General features: G+C 69.3%; 19 protein-coding genes and 1 pseudogene. 15 read left to right on the top strand and 5 right to left on the bottom strand.

The window, feature by feature from the left end:
* Positions 1 to 130: 130 nt before the first annotated feature.
* The gene (gene panD / locus FHW12_RS11100; protein ID WP_131994692.1) at positions 131 to 511 is read left to right on the top strand and encodes an aspartate 1-decarboxylase; all 381 of its coding nucleotides are present in this window, start codon (positions 131 to 133) and stop codon (positions 509 to 511) included.
* A gap of 124 nt (positions 512 to 635) precedes the next feature.
* Here panD and queG read toward each other — a convergent pair whose 3' ends face one another.
* Entirely contained in the window at positions 636 to 1,694 is a 1,059-nt protein-coding gene (gene queG, locus FHW12_RS11095; RefSeq protein WP_259393010.1) for a tRNA epoxyqueuosine(34) reductase QueG, read from the bottom strand.
* 99 nt (positions 1,695 to 1,793) lie between these two features.
* Between queG and FHW12_RS11090 the strand changes: the two genes are divergently transcribed.
* The 9 genes from FHW12_RS11090 (at position 1,794) to FHW12_RS11055 (ending at position 10,808) form a co-directional block, all read left to right on the top strand.
* Entirely contained in the window at positions 1,794 to 3,278 is a 1,485-nt protein-coding gene (locus FHW12_RS11090) for an NAD(P)H-hydrate dehydratase (protein WP_182531098.1), read from the top strand.
* Entirely contained in the window at positions 3,275 to 3,745 is a 471-nt protein-coding gene (gene tsaE / locus FHW12_RS11085) for a tRNA (adenosine(37)-N6)-threonylcarbamoyltransferase complex ATPase subunit type 1 TsaE (RefSeq protein WP_182531097.1), read from the top strand. Before FHW12_RS11090 ends, tsaE begins: the two co-directional genes overlap by 4 nt.
* 183 nt (positions 3,746 to 3,928) lie before the next feature.
* Positions 3,929 to 5,266 carry an N-acetylmuramoyl-L-alanine amidase gene (locus FHW12_RS11080; RefSeq protein WP_182531096.1) on the top strand — a complete coding sequence of 446 codons (1,338 nt, stop codon included), beginning with the start codon at positions 3,929 to 3,931 and terminating at the stop codon, positions 5,264 to 5,266.
* Positions 5,267 to 5,322: 56 nt separating this feature from the next.
* Positions 5,323 to 7,104 (top strand): DNA mismatch repair endonuclease MutL, encoded by a 1,782-nt coding sequence (gene mutL / locus FHW12_RS11075; protein ID WP_182531095.1) that lies wholly within the window; start codon positions 5,323 to 5,325, stop codon positions 7,102 to 7,104.
* Between the two features lie 204 nt (positions 7,105 to 7,308).
* The gene (locus tag FHW12_RS11070; protein ID WP_182531370.1) at positions 7,309 to 8,214 is read left to right on the top strand and encodes a DUF1684 domain-containing protein; all 906 of its coding nucleotides are present in this window, start codon (positions 7,309 to 7,311) and stop codon (positions 8,212 to 8,214) included.
* 221 nt (positions 8,215 to 8,435) lie between these two features.
* The gene (locus FHW12_RS11065) at positions 8,436 to 9,086 is read left to right on the top strand and encodes an FKBP-type peptidyl-prolyl cis-trans isomerase N-terminal domain-containing protein (protein WP_182531094.1); all 651 of its coding nucleotides are present in this window, start codon (positions 8,436 to 8,438) and stop codon (positions 9,084 to 9,086) included.
* Between the two features lie 80 nt (positions 9,087 to 9,166).
* Entirely contained in the window at positions 9,167 to 9,352 is a 186-nt protein-coding gene (locus FHW12_RS21605; protein WP_310735214.1) for a DUF1289 domain-containing protein, read from the top strand.
* Positions 9,349 to 9,960 carry a CoA pyrophosphatase gene (locus tag FHW12_RS11060; RefSeq protein ID WP_310735213.1) on the top strand — a complete coding sequence of 204 codons (612 nt, stop codon included), beginning with the start codon at positions 9,349 to 9,351 and terminating at the stop codon, positions 9,958 to 9,960. Before FHW12_RS21605 ends, FHW12_RS11060 begins: the two co-directional genes overlap by 4 nt.
* Positions 9,957 to 10,808, top strand: a complete 852-nt coding sequence (locus tag FHW12_RS11055; RefSeq protein ID WP_182531093.1) for a sulfurtransferase — start codon at positions 9,957 to 9,959, stop codon at positions 10,806 to 10,808. The genes FHW12_RS11060 and FHW12_RS11055 overlap by 4 nt, the downstream gene beginning before the upstream one ends.
* A 153-nt stretch (positions 10,809 to 10,961) precedes the next feature.
* On the opposite strand, the gene FHW12_RS11050 is transcribed toward FHW12_RS11055, so the two are convergent.
* Together FHW12_RS11050 and FHW12_RS11045 are read right to left on the bottom strand one after the other, a co-directional pair.
* The gene (locus FHW12_RS11050; RefSeq protein WP_182531092.1) at positions 10,962 to 11,717 is read right to left on the bottom strand and encodes an enoyl-CoA hydratase/isomerase family protein; all 756 of its coding nucleotides are present in this window, start codon (positions 11,715 to 11,717) and stop codon (positions 10,962 to 10,964) included.
* A gap of 38 nt (positions 11,718 to 11,755) precedes the next feature.
* The gene (locus FHW12_RS11045) at positions 11,756 to 13,186 is read right to left on the bottom strand and encodes a DUF4139 domain-containing protein (RefSeq protein WP_182531091.1); all 1,431 of its coding nucleotides are present in this window, start codon (positions 13,184 to 13,186) and stop codon (positions 11,756 to 11,758) included.
* A gap of 62 nt (positions 13,187 to 13,248) precedes the next feature.
* Between FHW12_RS11045 and FHW12_RS11040 the strand changes: the two genes are divergently transcribed.
* Positions 13,249 to 13,692 carry a copper chaperone PCu(A)C gene (locus FHW12_RS11040; protein ID WP_182531090.1) on the top strand — a complete coding sequence of 148 codons (444 nt, stop codon included), beginning with the start codon at positions 13,249 to 13,251 and terminating at the stop codon, positions 13,690 to 13,692.
* On the opposite strand, the gene FHW12_RS11035 is transcribed toward FHW12_RS11040, so the two are convergent.
* Both FHW12_RS11035 and uvrA read right to left on the bottom strand, forming a co-directional pair.
* On the bottom strand, positions 13,653 to 14,117 hold the full coding sequence (locus FHW12_RS11035; RefSeq protein WP_182531089.1) for an acyl-CoA thioesterase: 465 nt from the start codon (positions 14,115 to 14,117) through the stop codon (positions 13,653 to 13,655). The two genes, FHW12_RS11040 and FHW12_RS11035, sit on opposite strands and share 40 nt — an antisense overlap.
* A pseudogene (uvrA, locus tag FHW12_RS11030) lies at positions 14,098 to 16,984 on the bottom strand (excinuclease ABC subunit UvrA); the annotation flags it as partial. The pseudogene uvrA and the gene FHW12_RS11035, both read right to left, overlap by 20 nt.
* A 272-nt stretch (positions 16,985 to 17,256) precedes the next feature.
* Here uvrA and FHW12_RS11025 point away from each other — a divergent pair.
* The 4 genes from FHW12_RS11025 to cgtA all read left to right on the top strand — a co-directional run bounded on the left by FHW12_RS11025 (position 17,257) and on the right by cgtA (position 20,652).
* Positions 17,257 to 18,687 carry a trypsin-like peptidase domain-containing protein gene (locus tag FHW12_RS11025; protein WP_182531087.1) on the top strand — a complete coding sequence of 477 codons (1,431 nt, stop codon included), beginning with the start codon at positions 17,257 to 17,259 and terminating at the stop codon, positions 18,685 to 18,687.
* 131 nt (positions 18,688 to 18,818) lie between these two features.
* Complete coding sequence (rplU, locus tag FHW12_RS11020) at positions 18,819 to 19,142, top strand: 50S ribosomal protein L21 (RefSeq protein WP_182531086.1); 324 nt, start codon at positions 18,819 to 18,821, stop codon at positions 19,140 to 19,142.
* Positions 19,143 to 19,153: 11 nt separating this feature from the next.
* Complete coding sequence (gene rpmA / locus FHW12_RS11015; protein WP_182531085.1) at positions 19,154 to 19,411, top strand: 50S ribosomal protein L27; 258 nt, start codon at positions 19,154 to 19,156, stop codon at positions 19,409 to 19,411.
* 197 nt (positions 19,412 to 19,608) lie between these two features.
* Positions 19,609 to 20,652 (top strand): Obg family GTPase CgtA, encoded by a 1,044-nt coding sequence (gene cgtA / locus FHW12_RS11010; RefSeq protein WP_182531084.1) that lies wholly within the window; start codon positions 19,609 to 19,611, stop codon positions 20,650 to 20,652.
* The last annotated feature ends 13 nt before the right edge of the window (positions 20,653 to 20,665 follow it).

Below are 20,665 nucleotides of genomic sequence, written 5' to 3'. Positions count from 1 at the left end.
ATTCGGAAAATCAATGGCTTGCGTCGAGAGGCGGACGCCGGGACGACCGCATGCTGCCCTGCACAAGGCTTTGGTATAATGATCGTTCCAGCGCATGTTGCGCGCACGCAACGATCCAGGGCGACGACCCATGCATCTGAACATGCTCAAGGCGAAGATCCATCGCGCCAGCGTGACCCATGCGGAGCTCCACTACGAAGGCTCCTGCGCGATCGACGGCGACCTGCTCGACACCTCCGGCATCCGCGAGTACGAGCAGATCCACATCTACAACGTCAACAACGGCGAGCGCTTCTCGACCTACGCGATCCGCGCAGACGAAGGCTCGGGCGTGATTTCCATCAACGGCGCCGCCGCGCACCGCGCACAGCCGGGCGACATCATCATCATCTGCGCGTACGGCGGCTACAGCGAAGCCGAGGCCGAGCAGCACAAGCCGCAGCTCGTCTACGTCGACCGCCAGAACAAGATCACGCACACGAACCGCTCGATCCCCAAACAGGCAGCTTAGCTTTTGCGGTCGTCCGTGGCCGCCGAGGACGGGATTTTCTTGGGGTTTGTGCGGTGAGGCCTGCCGGCTTCCAGAGCGGCCATCCATGGCCGTACTTTTCGAGTGAAGCAAGAGCGAAGAGCTCTCAGCCTTGCGCGGACGCGTGGCGGGCGAGGGCCCAGGCGACGTGTTCGCGCACGAGGGCCGACGGGTCGTTCGCGCGCGACTGCAGCGCGTGCACGACGTCGTCGCGGGTCGGGGCGTTGCCGAGCGCGACCGCGATGTTGCGCGACCATCCTTCGTAGCCGGTGCGGCGGATCGCCATGCCTTCGGTGCGCGCGAGGAATTCCGCTTCGCTCCACGCGAACAATTCGACCAGGCGCGGTGATTCTAGGTTGCTGCGCGGTGCGAAGTCGGCTTCCGCCGTCGCCTGCACGAACTTGTTCCACGGGCAGACGAGCTGGCAGTCGTCGCAGCCGAAGATGCGATTGCCGATCAGCGGGCGCAGGTCTTCCGGGATCGCGCCGCGCAGCTCGATCGTGAGATAGGAAATGCAGCGGCGCGCATCGAGGCGGTACGGCGCGACGATCGCCTGCGTCGGGCAGACGTCGATGCAGCGCGTGCAGGTACCGCAATGCGCGCTCGCCGCCGCGTCCGTCGGCAGCGGCAGGTCGGTGTAGATTTCGCCGAGGAAGAACCACGAGCCCGCGTCGCGATCGAGCAGCAACGTGTGCTTGCCGATCCAGCCGAGTCCCGCGTTGCGCGCAAGCGCCTTCTCGAGCACCGGGGCGGAGTCGGTGAACACGCGATGGCCGAACGGGCCGATCACGCCGGCGATGCGCTCGGCGAGCTTCTGCAGCCGGCCGCGCAGCACCTTGTGGTAGTCGCGACCGAGCGCGTAGCGCGACACGTAGCCGCGCTCGGCGTCGCCGATGACATCCCATGCGTCGCGGATGCCGGGGGGCGCGTAGTCGAGGCGTGCCGAGATCACGCGCACCGTGCCCGGTTGCAGGTCGGCCGGTCGGCTGCGGCGTGCGCCGTGCCGCGCCATGTAGTCCATCTCGCCGTGGTGACCCGCATCGAGCCAGTTGAGCAGGTGCGCTTCGTCCTCGGCGAGGTCGATGCCGGTGATGCCGATCTTCTGGAAGCCGAGCTCGCCGCCCCAGCGGCGGATGTCGGAAGCGAGGGCGGCGTAGTCGGTCATGGTGCGGAGTGCGGGCGGGCGCATGCGTTCGCCGCGGTGGGTGCGGGCGGAACCATGCATCAGGATAGCGCGTTGCGCGTGCGTCGCTAGAATGGGCGAATGCCGACGCGCGATCCCTCGCTGTCCCTGTACACCACCGAACAGGTGCGCGCGATCGATCGCACGGCGATCGACCGCTGTGGCGTCGCCGGCTTCGAACTCATGCAGCGCGCGGCAGACGCGGCGTTCGCGAGCCTGCGCCGGCGCTGGCCCGACGCACGCCGCATCGGCGTGCTCGCCGGCGCCGGCAACAACGGCGGTGATGCGTTCCTGCTCGCGCGCCTCGCATGGCAGGCGGGCCTCGACGTCGACCTGCTCGCGTTGACCGCTGCATCGCGCGGCGACGCCGAACGCGCGCGCGCGACGTTCATCGAAGCCGGCGGCCGCATTCGCCGTGCCGAGGCGGGCGCCGCGTTGCCGGCGAGCGACGTGCTCGTCGACGGCCTGTTCGGCACGGGCCTCGGGCGACCGCTCGACGGTGTCGCCGCCGATCTCGTCGAGCGCATCGCCGGCGTGCCGGTGCTCGCGCTCGACGTGCCGTCGGGGCTCGATGCCGATACCGGCGCGCGTGACGGCGCCTGCGTGCGAGCGGACGCGACGGTGAGTTTCGTCGCCTGGAAGCGCGGCCTGTTCACGGCCGACGCGCTCGACCAGTGCGGCGCGCGCGAACTGGCGACCCTCGACCTGCCGGCGGCCGCGTACGACGGCATCGCGGTCGACGCCGAACTCGTCGACGCGCAGATCGGACGCGTGCTGCCGCCGCGCCGCGCCAACGTCAACAAGTCACGCTTCGGCCACGTGCTCGCGCTCGGCGGCGACGACGGCTACGGCGGCGCGATCCGCCTCACCGGCGAAGCGGCGCTGCGCTGTGGCGCCGGACTCGTCAGCGTCGCCACGCGCGCGGCGCACGTCGGCGCGCTCAACGCGGCGAGGCCGGAGCTGATGGCGCGCGGTGTCGATGACGGTGCCGCGCTCGCACCGCTGCTGCAGCGTGCGACCGTGCTCGCGCTCGGCCCCGGGCTCGGCCTGCGTGACTGGGGACGCAGCCTGTTCGAAGCCGCGCTGACGAGCGGCAAGCCGCTCGTCGTCGATGCCGACGCGCTCAACCTGCTCGCCGATGTGCCGCGCCGCGTGCCGCCCGGCGCCGTGCTCACGCCGCACCCCGGCGAAGCCGCGCGCCTGCTCGGCTGCGACGTCGCATCGGTGCAGCGCGATCGTTTCGCCGCGGCACGCGAGCTCGCGCGCACGCGTTCGGCGATCGTCGTGCTCAAGGGGGCGGGCAGCCTCGTCGCCGCACCCGACGGTCGCGTCGTAGTCTGCCCGTGGGGCAATCCGGGCATGGCCAGCGCCGGCATGGGCGACGTCCTGACCGGCGTCATCGCCGCGCTGCTCGCGCAAGGCTGCGACGCGTGGGACGCGGCGCGGCTCGGTGTCGCGCTGCACGCGCGCGCCGGTGACGCCGCTGCCGGCGACGCCCCGCGCGGACTCGTCGCCGGCGACCTGTTCGGACCGCTGCGCCGACTCGTCAACGGAGCTTGCGCATGATCATCAGCCTGAACGGCCTCGACGAGCCGCATCTCGTACGTCTCGCCGCGCGCCTCGCCCCCGCCTTGCGCGACGGCGGCACGCTCTACCTGCGCGGTGATCTCGGTGCCGGCAAGACCACGTTCGCGCGCGCACTGCTGCAGGCGCTCGGCGTCGATGCGCGCATCAAGAGCCCGACCTACAGCCTGATCGAGTCGTACCGGGTCGGTGGACTCGACATCCATCACCTCGATCTCTATCGCATCGCCGATCCGGGCGAGCTCGAATGGCTCGGCCTGGCCGAACTCTCGGACGGTCTTTCACTCGTGCTGGTCGAGTGGCCAGAACGCGGTGCCGGCTCGCTGCCGTCGGCCGACCTGCAGCTGCGGCTGGACCACGCCGATGCCGGTCGCGACCTCGCTGCGCGCGCGCTGAGCCTGCGTGGCGAGGCGATGCTGGCGGCCTGGGATCCCGCGCGCCCCGGATGAGATGGGCCTGAAAACGGGCTTGCGTGTGCTCCATCGGCTCGACGTTTCAGCGTTCTCGTTCCGTCGGAGAGACGAGCAGGGCACACACGCATCATTCCCCGAGCCTGAGGAAGTTCCCGCACCCATCGGATTTTCAAGGAAAAAGCTTGCAATTTTCCGTGGCTTTCATGTTGAATACGCCGCATGTCGGGGAACCGCTACCATCGTTGGCTGGCCGCTTGCCTGATCGCGTGGTCGGGCATGGCCGCGTACGCGAACGCGACCGAGATCAAGAACTTGCGTGTCTGGGCTGGTCCCGAGTACACGCGTGCGGTGTTCGACGTCTCCGGTCCGGTCGACTACAAGCTGTTCGAACTCGCCAAGCCCGATCGCATCGTTCTCGACCTGCGCGAGAGCACGCTCGGCGCGGAGTTCAGCGCGCCGGCCGCGAAGGGCCTGCTCAAGGGCCTGCGCGCGGGCAAGCAGGGCAAGGCCGACGCGCGCATCGTGTTCGACCTCGCCGAAGGCGTGCATCCGAAGAGCTTCCTGCTGCCGCCGGCCGACAAGTTCGGTTACCGCCTCGTGCTCGATCTCTACCCGTCGACCGCCAAGCCGGTGGCGGTCAAGAGCGTCGCCGAAGTGTCGGTCGGCAAGGGGCGTGACGTGATCGTCGCGATCGACGCCGGCCACGGCGGCGACGACCCCGGAGCGACCGGCGCGAGCGGCGCGCACGAGAAGACGATCACGCTCGCGGTCGCGCGCGAACTCAAGAAGGCGATCGACAGGACGCCGGGCATGACCGCGGTGCTCACGCGCGACTCGGACTACTTCATTCCGCTCGAACAGCGCTATCTCAAGGCACGCGAGATGAAGGCGGACCTGTTCGTCTCGATCCATGCCGACGCGTTCACGAGCAGCGACGCGCGCGGCTCGTCGGTATGGGTGCTGTCGCCGCGCGGCGCCACCAACGAGGCCGCGCGCTGGCTCGCCGATCGCGAAAACCGCGCCGACCTCGTCGGCGGCATTTCGCTCGACGACAAGGACGACACGCTCGCCAAGGTGCTGCTCGACCTTTCCCAGGGCGCGACGATGGGCGCGAGCAACGCGGTCGCCGAGCAGGTGCTCGGTTCGCTGAAGAAGCTCGGCCCGACGCACCGCAACTACGTCGAGCGCGCGAACTTCGTCGTGCTGCGTTCGCCCGATGTGCCGTCCATCCTGGTCGAGACCGCGTTCATCACGAACCCGACCGAGGAAGCGCGCCTGACCAATCCAGACCACCGCGAGAAGCTCGCCGACGCGATCCTCGACGGCGTGCGCGACTACTTCCGTGCGTCGCCGCCGCCGGGCAGCCTGTTCGCGGCGACCAGCCGGCGCGAGCGCGGCGACCGCGCGAAGGCGTCGCGCTACGTGGTCGGCCGCGGCGACACGCTGAGCGCGATCGCGGCGAACCACGGCCTCACCACGGCGCAGCTGCGCGCGGCGAACAACCTCGCCGACGAACGCGTGCGCGTCGGCGCCGTGCTCGAGATCCCGTCGGGCTGAGTCGTCCGCATTGGCCGGGTCCCTTCCGCCGACCTCGGATATGATGCGGGTTCGCCATGCCCCGCATCCGTTCGCTTCCACCCGAGCTCGTCAACCAGATCGCCGCCGGCGAGGTCATCGAGCGGCCGGCATCGGTGGTCAAGGAACTCGTCGAGAACAGCCTCGACGCCGGTGCGCGGCGCATCGAGATCGACGTCGAGCAAGGCGGCGCGCGACTGATCCGCGTGCGTGACGACGGCGGCGGCATCGACGCCGACGACCTGCCGCTGGCGATCGCCTCGCACGCGACGAGCAAGATCGCGAGCTTCGACGATCTCGAGCGCGTCGGCACGCTCGGCTTCCGCGGCGAAGCGTTGCCGTCGATCGCGTCGGTGTCGCGTTTCGCGCTGACCTCGCGTGCGCGCGGTGCCGACACGGCGTGGCGCATCGAGGTCGACGGCGGCCGCGCGCGCGCACCGGTGCCGGCGCAGCATCCGGTCGGCACGAACATCGAAGTGCGCGACCTGTTCTACAACCTGCCGGCGCGACGCAAGTTCCTGCGCGCCGAACGCACCGAGTTCGGCCACATCGAGGACCTCGTCCGGTCGATCGCGCTCGCGCGCACGACGACGGAGTTCCGCCTCGGACACAACGGCAAGGCCGTGCGCATCCTCAAAGCGGTCGAGAGCGACGTCGATCGCGCGCGCCGCGTCGCCGACGTGCTCGGCGAGGAATTCCTCGGCCAGAGCCTCGAGATCGAGCATTCCGGCGCGGGATTGCGCTTGCACGGATGGGTCGGCCTGCCGACCGCGTCGCGCGCGCAGGCGGACCAGCAATACTTCCACGTCAACGGGCGCCTCGTGCGCGATCGCCTCGTCGCGCACGCGGTGCGCCAGGCTTATGCGGACGTGCTGTTCCACGGACGCCACTCCGCGTTCGTGCTGTTCCTCGAACTCGATCCGGCGCTCGTCGACGTCAATGTCCACCCGGCCAAGCACGAAGTGCGCTTCCGCGAAGGCCGGCTCGTGCACGATTTCCTCTACCGCTCGCTCGACGACGCGTTGTCGGGCGCGCGTGCGGGTGCGTCGCTGAAGGACGCGTTCGCGCCGGCGTCGCACATCGCCGGCGTTCCCGCGACGACGTGGCCGGAGCAGCGCCAGGTCGGCCTCGGCCTCGGCGTGCGCGAACCGCTCGCCGACTACGCCGCGCTGTTCGGCAGCACGTCACCGACGTCGATGGCGCCGCCGGTGCGGATCGACGACGAGAGGGCGGACGTGCCACCGCTCGGCTTCGCGCTCGCGCAGCTGCACGGCATCTACGTGCTCGCAGAGAACGTGAACGGGCTCGTGCTCGTCGACATGCATGCGGCGCACGAACGCATCACCTACGAGAAGCTCAAGCAGGCGCAGGACGGCGACGGCATCCGTTCGCAGCTGCTGCTCGTGCCGATGTCGCTCGCGTTGAGCGAACGCGAGGCCGCGGTGGTCGAAGAGCAGGCGCAGCGATTCGTCGAACTCGGTTTCGACATCGTGCGCAGCGGCCTGCAGAGCATCTCGGTGCGCCGCATTCCGGTCGTGCTCGACGGCGCCGACGTCGGCCAGCTCGTGCGCGACGTCGTCGCCGATCTCGCCGTGCACGGGCAGACGCGCCGCGTCGAGGAGAGCACGAACGAATTGCTCGCGACGATGGCCTGCCACGGCTCGGTGCGCGCGAACCGCCGCCTGAGCGTGCCCGAGATGAACGCGCTGCTGCGCGAGATGGAGGCGACCGAGCGGTCGGGCCAGTGCAACCACGGCCGGCCGACGTGGGTGCAGCTCGCGATACCCGAACTCGACCGGTTGTTCCTGCGCGGACGCTGACGGGTTCGCGTTTTCGTCGGCCTCGGCGTCCGCGCGGCAGTCCCCTATGCCGCGGCAGCCGGTCTTGCCGACGCCTGCTGTGGGGCGGCATGCGGAACTTTGCGGGCGCCCCGCGGTTTCTTGACATTTGCGTCGCCAGCTTCGACGCTTCGCCGTTCGCCCAACCCCCCTTCCTGGATCGTCTGAGGTAACCCTCGCATGTTGATGCTGAAGAGCGCCGCGCTGGCCGCGGCCGGCTTCGCCGGAGTGCAACTGATGTCCGCCCATGTCGAAACGAGCAAGCCCGTCGACTACACCCAGCAGATCGAGAGCTGGCGTGCGCAGCGCGTCGAGCGCCTGAAGGCGCCGGGCGGCTGGCTCAGCCTGATCGGCCTGCACTGGCTCAAGGACGGCGCCAACAGCGTCGGCAGCGCGAAGGGCAACGACATCATGCTCGCCAAGGGGCCGGCGAAACTCGGCACGATCACGCTGAAGGACGGCAAGGCGACGATTGCGCTCGATGCGAAGGCGGGCGCGACCATCGACGGCAAGCCGGCACAGGCTGCGGAACTGCTCGACGATTCGCACGAGACGCCGACCACCGTCGCGTTCGGCAGCGCGAGCTTCTACATGATCGACCGCAACGGCAAGAAGGCGTTGCGCGTGAAGGACACCGAAGCGGCGACGCGCACCGGCTTCAAGGGTATCGACAGCTTCCCGATCGACCCCTCGTGGCGCGTCGAAGCGAAGTTCGAGGAATTCAAGCCGGCGCACTCGCTCGAGATCCCGACCGTGCTCGGCACGGTCGACAAGATGACGGTGCCGGGCAAGGTCACGTTCACGCGCGACGGCAAGAGTTACACGCTGTTGCCCGTGCTCGAGACCACCGACGCGAAGGACCTCTGGTTCATCTTCGCCGATCGCACGAGCGGCAAGGAAACCTACGGCGCGGCGCGCTTCCTCTACGCCGACCTGCCGAAGGACGGCAAGGTCACGATCGACTTCAACAAGGCGTACAACCCGCCGTGCGCGTTCACACCGTACGCGACGTGCCCGCTCGCGCCGCCGGAAAACCGCCTCGACCTGCGCGTGACCGCGGGCGAGAAGAAGTACGCGGGCGGCGCGCACTGACGCCTCCGACGGTTCGGCCGGCCGACGCACACCGACCGGCCGGCCGGCCGCCGTTCAGGCGGTGGCCGGATCATGGCGCGGCGGTGAACTTTCCGGCGCCTGCCGCGTTCGGAAGCCGCTCGCTTTGGACCTCGGCGGGCCTCGGGTACACTAGCGCGCTTTTCCCGGCGCGGTCCCGCTGCGGCATCGCCCAGATTCGCCATCCATCCCGGAGATACAGCATGAAGTTCGGTTGGTCACTCGCCCTCGCGGCGCTGTTCGTTGCAGGGTCCGCGTCCGCGCAGGACACCACGTCCGACAAGGGCAAGCTTTCCTACGCGATGGGCTTCCAGCTGGGTAGCCGGCTGTCCGGCCAGAAGGCCGACATCGACATCGCGACGTTCACGCGCGCGCTGCAGGACGCGTTCGCCGGCAAGGAGCCGGGCGTTCCGCAGGCCGCGATGGCCGACGCGGTGCAGAAGTACGAGCAGAAGATGAAGTCGGCGATGGACAAGGAACTCGCCGACAACAAGCGCGAAGCCGACACGTTCATGGCCGGCAACCGCAGCAAGAAGGGCGTCGTCGTGCTGCCGAACGAAGTGCAGTACAAGTCGATCGAGGACGGCACCGGCAAGGCGATCACGCCGGCCAGCGAAATCACCTTCCACGTGCGCGTCTCGCTCACCAACGGCCGCGAGATCCGCAGCTCGTTCGTCGGCGAGCCGGTCAAGGCCAAGGTGTCGGACCTGCCGGGCATCTTCGGCACCAAGCTGCTGCCGGAAGTGATCCAGAAGATGAAGGTGGGCGACCACTGGATGATCTACCTGCCGCCGGAACAGGCGTCGGGCAACCAGGTCTTCATCTGGGAAGTCAAGATCATCGACGTCAAGTAAGCAAGCGCCCGCCGTCGCGCGGGCTCGAACGAATCGCAACGCCGCGCTCCGTCGCGGCGTTTGCGTTTGCAAGGCCACGCATGAATCCTCCGTTCGTCCCCATCCTCAGCCCGTGCATCGGCATCTGTCGCCTCGACCGCGACGGCTATTGCGAGGGCTGCCTGCGCAGCGGTGACGAGATCGCGCGCTGGGTCGCGATGGGCGAGGGCGAGCGTCGCCGGCTGATGGACGAAGTGCTGCCGCAACGCGAGGCGGCGCGTCGATGAACGGCATCGACGCACAGCGCCTGCGCCGCGCCGTGCGCGACCTCGCCGACCCGCCCGCCGGCGATGGCTGGAACACGGCCGATCTCGCCGACGCGCTCGGCGACGGCCCGCTGCGACAGGCCGCGGTGCTGGTGCCGTTCGTTCGTCGCGGCGACGATCTGTCCGTGCTGTTCACGCGCCGCGCGGGCCACCTGCGCACGCACGCGGGGCAGGTCAGTTTCCCGGGCGGCGCGATCGACGCCGACGACGCCGATGCGGTCGCCGCGGCATTGCGTGAAACCGAGGAGGAGACCGGCATCCTGCCTGCGGACGTCGAGCCGTTCGGCTTCCTCGATGGTTTCGACACGGTGTCGGGCTACCACGTGTTCCCGGTTACTGGTTTCGTGCGCGGCGGCTACCTGCTGCGCATGCAAGAAGCCGAGGTCGACGAAGTGTTCGAGGTGCCGCTCGATTTCCTGCTCGCGCCGGTGAACCTGCGTCGCGAACGGATCGACTGGCGCGGCAAGGCGCGTACGATCTACGCCTACGAGTGGGAGGGCCGGCGCATCTGGGGCGCGACGGCGGCGATGCTGAAGAACCTGATCGACCGACTGGAGCGCTCCGCATGAATCCGACGACGCTGGTGACGACAGCGGAACTCGAGCCGTTGCTCGCGCGCGGTGACGTGCTCGTCGCCGATTGCCGCTTCGACCTCGCCGATGCGGGCAAGGGTGAACGCGAGCACGCGCAGGCGCATATTCCCGGTGCCGCCTACTTCCACCTCGACCGCGACCTGTCCGACCTGAGCAAGCGCGGCCTCGGCCGCCATCCGTTGCCGCACGACCTCGTGTTCTCCGCCGCGCTCGCGCGCGCGGGCTGGCGGTCCGGCGTCGACGTCGTCATTTATGACGACGCGCAGGGTGCGCTCGCGGCCGCGCGCATGTGGTGGCTGCTGCGCCTCGCCGGCGTGCGCAACGCCGCCGTGCTCGACGGTGGCTGGGGCGCCTGGCGCGATGCTGGACTGCCGCTCGAATCCGGCGCCGTGACGCGTGCCGAAACCCCGGTGCAGCTCAATCTCGACCGTGCGCAGGTCGTCTGGTTCGACGAACTCGAGCGCCGTCGCGCAAGCGGCGACGTGCTGCTCATCGACGCGCGCGCGGCGCCGCGCTATCGAGGCGAAGTCGAGCCGATCGACGCGGTCGCCGGCCACGTGCCCGACGCGCGCAACCGGCCGTTTGCAGACAACCTGGATTCCGGCGGCCGCTTCAAACCGCGCGAGCAGCTGCGGCGCGAATTCGAACAGGTGCTCGGCTCGCGCCATGCGCGCGAAGTCGTGCACATGTGCGGCTCGGGCGTGACCGCGTGCCACAACCTGCTCGCGATGGAACACGCCGGCCTCGCCGGTTCGCGCGTGTTCGCGCCGTCGTGGAGCGGCTGGATCAGCGATCCGTCGCGTCCCGTGGCGACAGGTTCCTGAAAGCGGAAGCTTGAAACACGAAGGACACGAAGAAGAGCAGGATATAGACGGAAACACCGAGCGCACGAGTAGGACGTCCTGCAGGCGTTCGTGTTCGGATCTCCTTCTTCTTGCTTCTCTTCGTGTCCTTCGTGTCGAAGGCTTTGGCGTGCGCTAGCCTTTCGATTTCAGGCGTGCGACGAGCGCGTGCAGCACCGCCTGCGCTTCGGGCGCGAACCAGCGGTCGAGGAAATCGTCGACGGGCAGCGCGTGCGGGTCGGCGAACACCGCGGCGAGATCGGCGCGCGCGAGCCGGCGCGTTTCCGACATCGCGCGCTGCGGGAATTTGAGCAGTTCCTCGAGCCAGGCGATCGCGCGCGGCACGACCGCATTGCTGTCGACGAGTTCGTCGACGAGGCCGATCGCGTCGGCCTGCTCGGCGTCGAGCATCGCGCCGACAACCATGAGGCGCTCGGCGCGGTAGGGGCCGACGAGGCGGCGCAGCGCGGCCTGGATGCACTCCGGCACCGACAGGCCGACCTGCACTTCGTTGAGGCCGATGCGATAGGCGCCGCGCGCCATGATGCGGTAGTCGCACATGATCGAGAGCACCGCGCCGCCCGCGGGCGCGTGGCCCGTGATCGCCGCGGCGACCGGGATCGGCGAGCGCGCGAGCGCGGCGCAGAGGCCGAAGAAATCGTTCCAGAACACGCGGAACTCCTCGCGCTCGAGCTGCAGCAGCGCGGGCACGTCGAGGCCGGCGGAGAACAGTCCGGGCGCGCCGGACAGGACGAGCGCGCGCACGCCTTCGCTCGGCGCCGCTTCGATCGCGACGCGCAGCGCGTGCACGAGGCCCGGATCGAGCGCGTTGACGGGGGCGCGGGCGAGGCGCAGTTCCTGGATCGTGTCGTGCTGGATGATGTCGAGCATGGGCGTTCCGTAGCGATTCGTCGTGGGAGGTGGGCGGGTCAATCTTCGTTCGGCGACCAGCGGTATTTCACGACGTAGTCGAGTGTGCCCTTGCTGCCGGGCGGCACCGCGACGCGGAATTCGAGCAGGTCGGGACTTTGCTTGGCTGGCTTCACGCTCGACGACACGAGCGTCCACGCGCGCCAGCGATTGGGATGCTCGCGCACGGTGACGTCGCGCGCATGCTCGCCGCTGTTCGTCAGCGTGATGCGGAAGCCTTCGTCCAGTTCGCGCGCGGCCTTGTCGACCTTGAAGACCGTGCGCTCGCGCGTCGCGGCGAGATCGAACGCGACGCCGAGGTTGACCTGCACGTCGCGTCCCTTGGCGACGTCGGCGATGCGATTCTCGCCGAGCAGTTCGGTGCGCCCGTCCTTGTCGCGCGTGAGTACGCGCAGGTTGCCGCCGGGCAGGTTCTCCGCCGCGGTGAACGAGAGCTGGCTTTGCACCGGGCCGCCGCCGCTCTGCCACGCATCCGGTTCGAGCATCGGCTTGGGCGGGACCCACGCGCCGCCGGACTCGTACAGCCAGCGGCGCTCGCAGGCGAGTTCGCTGCTCGCGTAGAGCGGCACCTGCGTCACGCTCGCATCGGGCAGGTCGAGCGAACCGTCGATCGCGTAGGCCCGATAGTCGCCGAGCGAGGATTGCTCCGGCATGCCCTCCGGCGCGGGCGCCGGCGCCGCGGCCGCCTTCATCATCATCACGCGCGGGCCGCGATCGTACTTGGCGAAGTTCGGCGAGCCCGCGATGAGCTTGAGCTTCGCGCCCGCATAGTCGCGGCCGCTGCGATTGGCGATGCTCGCGAGCGCGTCGAGGCGCAGGCGGCAACCCTCGTCACCGAGCAACAGCGCCGAGTACGCGGCGCGCCAGCCGAGTCCCGACGTCGGGTAGGTCAATGTCGCCGGCGCGGCGCCGGCCTTGCCGTCGACCGCGACCTGCAAGGTGCTGCCGGGCAGGCCCGAGCCCTCGGCGAATTCGACGCGCGCATAGTCGCGCACGTAGCTGACGCGGCCGTTCGCACCGCGGATGCCGAGGCCGTTGCCGTCGATCGCGACGAGCATGCCGTCGGCGAGCGGCTTGCCGTCCGCGCCGGACACCTGCACGGATTCGCCGCGATGCGCGGCGAGCAGGCCGCCGTCGCCCGCGGACATCACGCGCTGCCCGAGCACGCGCGCGGCGCCGGCGAAATCGATCGCGACCGCCTCGGTGTCGAGCATCGTCGGCAGGCCGTCGACGACGACGGTCTGGCGGCCGCCCGCGAGCGAGAGCGTGCGTTGTTCGTGCACGATCGCGTGGCCGTCCGCGACCGGCTGGTTGCCCGCGTCGAACAGCGTGTCGCTGTCGCTGCGGTAGATCGTGACGGCGGGATCGGCGGCGGAAGCGATCGTGGATGCGGCGGCAGTCATGGCGAACACCAGCAGGTCGAGGCGCATGGTCGCACTCCGGTTGCGCGGGAGGGTTGCGGGCTATGATAGCCGCCACACCGGAGGCTGCCATGCATCGTTCGCGCGTCGTTCCGCTCCTGCTCATGCTGTTCGCGTCGACGTGTGCGCACGCGGGCGGCAAGCTCGGGGTGTTCGACGCGTGGATCCGCGCCGCCCCGCCGGGTGCGACGATGATGGCCGGCTACGCGACGCTGAAGAACACCGGCGACGAGCCGCTGACCCTGCTCACGGTGCAGAGCGACGCGTTCCGCCTGACCTCGCTGCACGAGACGATCGTCGACGGCGACGTCTCGAAGATGCGCGAGATCCACCGGCTCGTGGTCGAGCCCGGCAGCGAGACGCGCCTCGCGCCGGGGGGCAAGCACCTCATGCTGATGCAGCCGCGCCACCCGGTCGAGGTCGGCGACAAGGTGCAGGTGATGTTCCTGCTCGCCGACGGCACGCGCATCGAAACCTACTTCGAAGTCGTCGCGCCCGATTCCAGCGACGATTGACACGCCGCGCGGATCGCCGGCGGCAGCGGCACCGAGCGCCCGCTCGCCGGGTCGATCCACACCATCACGACTTCGCCGTCCGCGTAGACGACGGTCGCGTCGTGCTCGTCGACGATGCGATGTGCGATCGTCACCGAAGAGTTGCCCATGCGCTTCGTCGCGAGTTCGACCGCGATGCGCGCGGGCCAGGCGAGCTGGCGCCGGTAGTTGACCTGCGCCGCGGCGACGACCGGCATCATCGTCTCGTCGAACCACGCGCCTTCGACGCCGGCGAGCCAGGCCAGGCGGGCTTCCTGCGCATAGACGAGGAAGGCCGCGTTGTTGACGTGGTTGAACGCGTCGAGATCGCCCCAGCGCACCGCCATCGGTACGCGCGCGAGCAGCGGCAGCGCGACCGCGCCGATGCCTTCGTCGATCGCGCTCATGCGGCTTCCTTGCGTCCGCGCTTGCGCGGAGCGGTGGTGGCGGCGCCGGTGAGCGTGCGCGCGAGGAAGCGGCCGGTGTACGAGGCAGGCACGCGCGCGATCTGCTCGGGCGTGCCGGTCGCGACGATCGTGCCGCCGCGTCCGCCACCTTCCGGGCCGAGGTCGACCACCCAGTCCGCGGTCTTGATCACGTCGAGGTTGTGCTCGATCACGACGACCGTGTTGCCGTCGTCGGCGAGCCGTTGCAGCACGCCGAGCAGCTGCTCGATGTCGTGGAAGTGCAGGCCGGTGGTCGGTTCGTCGAGGATGTAGAGCGTGCGGCCGGTGTCGCGCTTGCTCAGCTCGCGCGACAGCTTCACGCGTTGCGCCTCACCACCCGACAAGGTCGTCGCGCTCTGGCCGAGCTTGATGTAGGTGAGGCCGACGTGCATGAGCGTCTCGAGCTTGCGCGCGAGCACCGGTACCGGTTCGAACAGCCGGTAGGCGTCCTCGACCGTCATCTCGAGCACGTCGGCGATGGTGTGGCCCTTGTAGGTGATCTCGAGCGTCTCGCGGTTGTAGCGCTTGCCGTGGCAGACGTCGCACGGCACGTAGACGTCGGGCAGGAAATGCATCTCGACCTTGATGAGGCCGTCGCCCTCGCACGCTTCGCAGCGACCGCCCTTGACGTTGAAGCTGAAGCGGCCCGGGCCGTAGCCGCGCGAACGCGCTTCGGGCACCTGCGCGAACAGCTCGCGCAGCGGCGTGAACAGGCCCGTGTAGGTCGCCGGATTCGAACGTGGCGTGCGGCCGATCGGCGACTGGTCGATGTCGACGACCTTGTCGAACAGGTCGAGGCCGTGGATCTCGCGGAACGGCGCCGGCTTCTCGTTGGCGCCGTTGAGTTCGGCCGCGGTGTACTTGTGCAGGGTGTCGTTGATCAGGGTCGACTTGCCCGAACCGGACACCCCGGTGATGCAGGTGAACAGGCCCGCGGGGATCTCGAGGTCGACGTTCTTGAGGTTGTTGCCGCTCGCACCGAGCAGGCGCAGCACCTTGTCCGGATCGGCCTCGCGGCGCCGCTTCGGCACTTCGATGCCGCGCTGCCCCGACAGGTACTGGCCGGTCAGCGAACGCTTCGACTTGAGGATCGCGTCGATGCTTCCCTGCGCGACGATCTCGCCGCCGTGCACGCCCGCGCCGGGGCCGATGTCGACGATGTAGTCGGCGAGGCGGATCGCGTCCTCGTCGTGCTCGACGACGATGACCGTGTTGCCGAGGTCGCGCAGGCGGTTGAGCGTGCCGAGTAGGCGTTCGTTGTCGCGCTGGTGCAGGCCGATCGACGGCTCGTCGAGCACGTACATGACGCCGACGAGGCCCGCGCCGATCTGCGAGGCGAGGCGGATGCGCTGCGCTTCGCCGCCCGACAGCGAGTCGGCCTGTCGGTCGAGCGTGAGGTAGTCGAGGCCGACGTCGACGAGGAAGCGCAGTCGCTCGCGGATCTCCTTGACGATCTTCGCGGCGATCTCGCCGCGCCAGCCGGCGAGCGCGAGCGCCTTGAAGAACGCGAGCGACTGCTCGATCGGCAATGCGGTCAGCGCGGGCAGGTTCGAGTCGCCGACGAACACGTTGCGCGCGCTGCGATTGAGGCGCTGGCCGTGGCAGTCGGGGCACGCGCGCTCGCTGATGAACTTGGCGAGTTCCTCGCGCACGGCCGGCGATTCGGTTTCCTTGTAGCGGCGCTCGAGGTTCGGCACGATGCCTTCGAACGCGTGCTTGCGCGTGACCGCGCCGCTCGCGCCGGTCACGTAGCGGAAGCTGATCGCCTCGCCGCGGGAACCGAACAGCACGTGCTGGCGCGTCGCTTCGGGCAGGTCGTGCCACGGCGTGTCGACGTCGAACTTGTAATGCTTGGCGAGCGACAGGATCAGCTGGAAGTAGTACTGGTTGCGCCGGTCCCAGCCGCGCACCGCGCCCGCGGCGAGGCTCAGCTGCGGGTTGACGACGACGCGCGCGGGATCGAAGAACTGGGTGACGCCGAGGCCGTCGCAGGCCGGGCAGGCGCCGACCGGCGAGTTGAACGAGAACAGGCGCGGCTCGAGTTCGGGCAGCGAGTAATCGCAGACCGGGCAGGAGAAGCGTGACGAATACGTGACCTCGGCCGCCTTCGCGTCGTCGAGGTCGACGAGGATCGCGATGCCTTCGCCGAGCCGCAGCGCGGTCTCGAACGACTCGGCGAGGCGCTGCTTGATGTCCGCCTTCGGCCTGAAGCGGTCGATGACGACTTCGATCGTGTGCTTCTGGCGCAGCGCGAGCGCGGGCACTGCATCGAGTTCGTGTACGGTGCCGTCGACGCGCGCGCGCACGAAGCCCTGTGCGCGCAGCTGGTCGAACACCTGCACGTGCTCGCCCTTGCGCTCGCGCACGACCGGCGCGACGAGCATGTAGCGCTTGTCCGCAGGAAGCGCGAGCGTCGCGTCGACCATCTGGCTCACGGTCTGCGCCTCGAGCGGGATGCCGTGGTCGGGGCAGCGCGGTGTGCCGACGCGCGCGAACAGCAGGCGCAGGTAGTCGTACACCTCGGTGATCGTGCCCACGGTCGAGCGCGGGTTGTGCGAGGTCGACTTCTGCTCGATCGAGATCGCCGGCGACAGCCCCTCGATGTGGTCGACGTCGGGCTTCTCCATGATCGAGAGGAACTGGCGTGCGTACGCGGACAGCGACTCGACGTAGCGGCGCTGGCCTTCGGCGTAGATCGTGTCGAACGCGAGCGACGACTTGCCCGAGCCTGACAGCCCGGTGATCACGATCAGCTTGTCGCGCGGCAGATCGAGATCGATGTTCTTGAGGTTGTGCGTGCGCGCACCGCGGATGCGAATGAAGTCCATGGCGGGAGAGGTGAGGGGCGTCGTCAACTATAGCAAGGGCGTCAGGATCAGGCGGGTGCGTCGCGCGGGCCGAGACGTCGCGCGGCGCGATGGCACCTTGCAATCGCCGTTCAGGTAGAGTGGCTGCCATGTCGCTTCTGCCCGCCCACCTCGTCTTGCTGCTCGCTTGGCCCGCGTGGTCCGCCGCAGCCGGCGATGGGACTGAATGTCCCGTGCGGATCGACGCGCCCGTTGCCGCAACGGGTGCGGCGTTCCCGCCGGGAGCGCTCCGCGTGCCCACGCGCGAACTCGATACGCGAGCGCCCGACGCTGCGGTGCTGGCAGCCGACCGCCGGCGCCGCTTCGACGCGCTTCTCGATGGCCGCCCGTCGATCGCCGACGCCGAATTCATCGACCTGCCGTTGCCGCCGGCACACCGCGACGCATTGCTGAACGAATCCCCCCGGCTCGGCGTGCCATTGCATACGGGAACGTCGGTGCCGGCGAACCTGCCGGTCGCGTTCGATCCGGGCGAGCGCGCGGAAGGGGCAGGCGGGCAGCGCGGCCGCTTCGGCCTCGGCACCGACGGCGCGCGTGTGTGGGAGATCGGCTTGCGCTCGCGCGGCGCGGAGGGCATCAGGATCCGTTTCGACGCGCTGCGGCTTGCGGCGGGCGCGACGCTGACCGTATACAACGAGGCGGGGCAGGCGGTCGGCCCCTATCGGGGCAGCGAGGCATTCGCCGGACGACTCTGGTCGGGCAGCGTGTTCGGTGATGCGGTGCGCGTCCAGTTGCGCGCGCCGGATGCGGTCGCGCTCGCGGCGAGCCGCTTCACGATCGCCGCGCTGCTGCACATCGGACCGCGCGACGGCGCCTTGGCCGCTTTACGTCGCGAGTACCAGGTCGGGCCGGAGCCGGACGACCGTGACTTCTGCGGCACCCCGGTGCCCGACTGCACGCAGGATGCGACCTGCGTGCTCACGGCCGAGCCGGCGCTGGCGGCCGCCGCGAAGGCAGTCGCGAACTACTCCTTCGTCCACGACGACGGCGGCGGATCGGCGTGCACGGGGACATTGCTCAACGACACCGAAGCGACCGGAACCCCGTGGTTCCTCACGGCGAACCATTGCGTGGCGACGGCCGCGGAGGCCGCGACGGTGGAGGCGCATTTCGATCGTCGTACCACGACCTGCGGCGGCTGCCAGATGCTGCCGGCGGTCACCGTCGAGGGAGCGACGTTGGTCGCGACGGGCGCGGGCCTGGACCTGCCGGACTTCAGCCTGCTGCGCCTGTCCAGGCTGCCGCCCGGGCGGTCCCTGCTCGGCTGGAGCGCGGCGCGCCCCGCGAACGGCGTGCGCCTCTATCATCTCAGTCATCCGCTCGGCTCGCCGCTCGCGTACAGCTACCGCACGCTGCACGCGAGCGACGAGTCGATCCTGTGCGGTAATGCGCTCGCACCGTATCCCTATCTGCTCAGCGGCGGCCTGCCGGACTGGGCCGGCGCAGTCTATGCCGGCAGCAGCGGATCGGCTGCGTTCGTCCTCGATGGCAGCCAGGCGGTCGTCGCGGGACAGCTCCACGGCGGCTGCCTGTATGACCCGGTGAACCTGCACCCTTGCGAGCCGAACCTGGAGTCGACCGTCGACGGCTCGATGGCCGAGCAATTCCGTTACCTCGCCCCGTACCTGACCGGCGTGCTGTTCGCCGATGGTTTCGAGCAGTGACCCCGGGCGTCCGTTGTGACGGAACAACGACTTGCACGCGAAATCGCACTCCGTTAGACTGCGCGGCTCGCTCCGGGGCGATTTGCCCGGGGCAAGGCTGATTCCAGAATAACTACAGAGGCATAGCCATCATGTACGCAGTCATCGTTACGGGCGGTCGTCAGTACCGCGTGGCGCAGGGCGAAGTCCTTCGCGTCGAAAAGATCGCCGCGGACGTCGGCGCCGAGGTCAAGCTTGACCAGGTCCTGCTGGTCGGCGAAGGCGAAGGCGTCACCGTCGGCGCCCCGCTGGTCGCCGGCGCGCTCGTCACCGCGAAGGTGAAGTCGCACGGCCGCGCGGAGAAGATCCGCATCGTCAAGTTCCGTCGCCGCAAGCACTACCGCAAGGAGACGGGGCACCGCCAGCATTACACCGAAATCGAAATCGTCGGCATCACCGGCGCGGGCAAGAAGTAAGGAGCACGGCAATGGCACATAAAAAGGCAGGCGGCTCAACCCGCAACGGTCGCGACTCGAATCCGAAGTACCTCGGCGTGAAGATCTACGGCGGCCAGGCCGTCGAGGCCGGCAACATCATCGTGCGCCAGCGCGGCACGCGCTTCCATCCGGGCACGGGCGTCGGCCTCGGCCGCGACCACACCCTGTTCGCGCTCGTCGACGGCACGGTCGAGTTCAAGGTCAAGGGCGCCGAGGCGCGCAAGACGGTCAACGTGATCCCGGGCTGATCGCGGCTCGCGATCGCTCCGCGAAGGGCCCCGCCGCGAGCGGGGCTTTTCGTTTGTGAAGCGATCGCGGGATTCGGAAACGCCGATTTCCGCCCCGGGTCCGTCGCTTTCGTGGACGAGGCTTGCGCTGGATGTTGCGTTGGCCCCGCTTCGCTTCCAATCTCAACCCGCACCCCGATTCCGAATCCGGCGCTCCCATGAAATTCGTCGACGAAGCAGTCATCCAGGTCCACGCCGGCAACGGCGGCAACGGCTGCGTCAGCTTCCGGCGCGAGAAGTTCATTCCGTTCGGCGGTCCGGACGGCGGCGACGGCGGCGGCGGCGGCAGCGTCTGGCTCGTCGCCGACGAGGGCATCAACACGCTGGTCGACTTCCGCCACCAGCGCGTATTCCGCGCGCAGCGCGGCGAGAACGGCATGGGCCGGCAGATGGCCGGCAAGGGTGGCGAGGACGCGGTCATCCGCGTGCCGGTCGGAACGGTCGTCATCAACACGGCGACCGACGAGGAGATCGGCGACCTGACCTCGCACGGCCAGCGCCTGCTCGTCGCGCAGGGTGGCCACGGCGGTCTGGGCAACATCCATTTCAAGAGCTCGGTCAACCGTGCGCCGCGCAAGTCGACCCACGGCAGCGCCGGCGACGAGCGCGAGCTCAAGCTCGAGCTCAAGGTGCTCGCCGACGTCGGCCTGCTCGGTTTCCCGAATGCGGGCAAGTCGACGCTGATCCGCGCCGTCTCGGCGGCGACCCCGAAGGTCGCCGACTACCCGTTCACGACCCTGCAACCGCACCTCGGCGTCGTGCGCATCGAAGCCGATCGCAGCTTCGTGATCGCCGACATCCCGGGCCTGATCGAGGGCGCGGCCGAAGGCGCCGGCCTCGGCATCCAGTTCCTCAAGCACGTCGCGCGCACGCGCCTGCTGCTGCACGTGGTCGACATCGCGCCGCTCGACGGCGTCACCGATCCGGTCGCCGAAGTCCGCGCGATCGAGAACGAGCTGGAGGAATTCGATCCGGAGTTGCTCGATCGCCCGCGCTGGCTCGTCTTCAACAAGGTCGACCTGGTCGCCCCGGAAGAGCGCGAGAAGGCGGCCAAGGCGATCGTCAGGAAGCTCAAGTGGAAGCAGCCGTGGTACCTCGTCTCGGCGATCGCGCGCGAGGGCACCTGGCCGCTGTGCCTGGACATCCAGCGTTTCTTCGACGAGCAGAAGTACGCCGCCGAGGCGGCCGGGCAGGGCGCGTGACTGCGCCCGGCGC

Origin of the sequence: Dokdonella fugitiva, assembly GCF_014138265.1 — a bacterium.
Taxonomy (GTDB): Bacteria; Pseudomonadota; Gammaproteobacteria; order Xanthomonadales; family Rhodanobacteraceae; genus Dokdonella_A; species Dokdonella_A fugitiva_A.
This window is presented reverse-complemented; position numbering and strand designations above follow the sequence as displayed.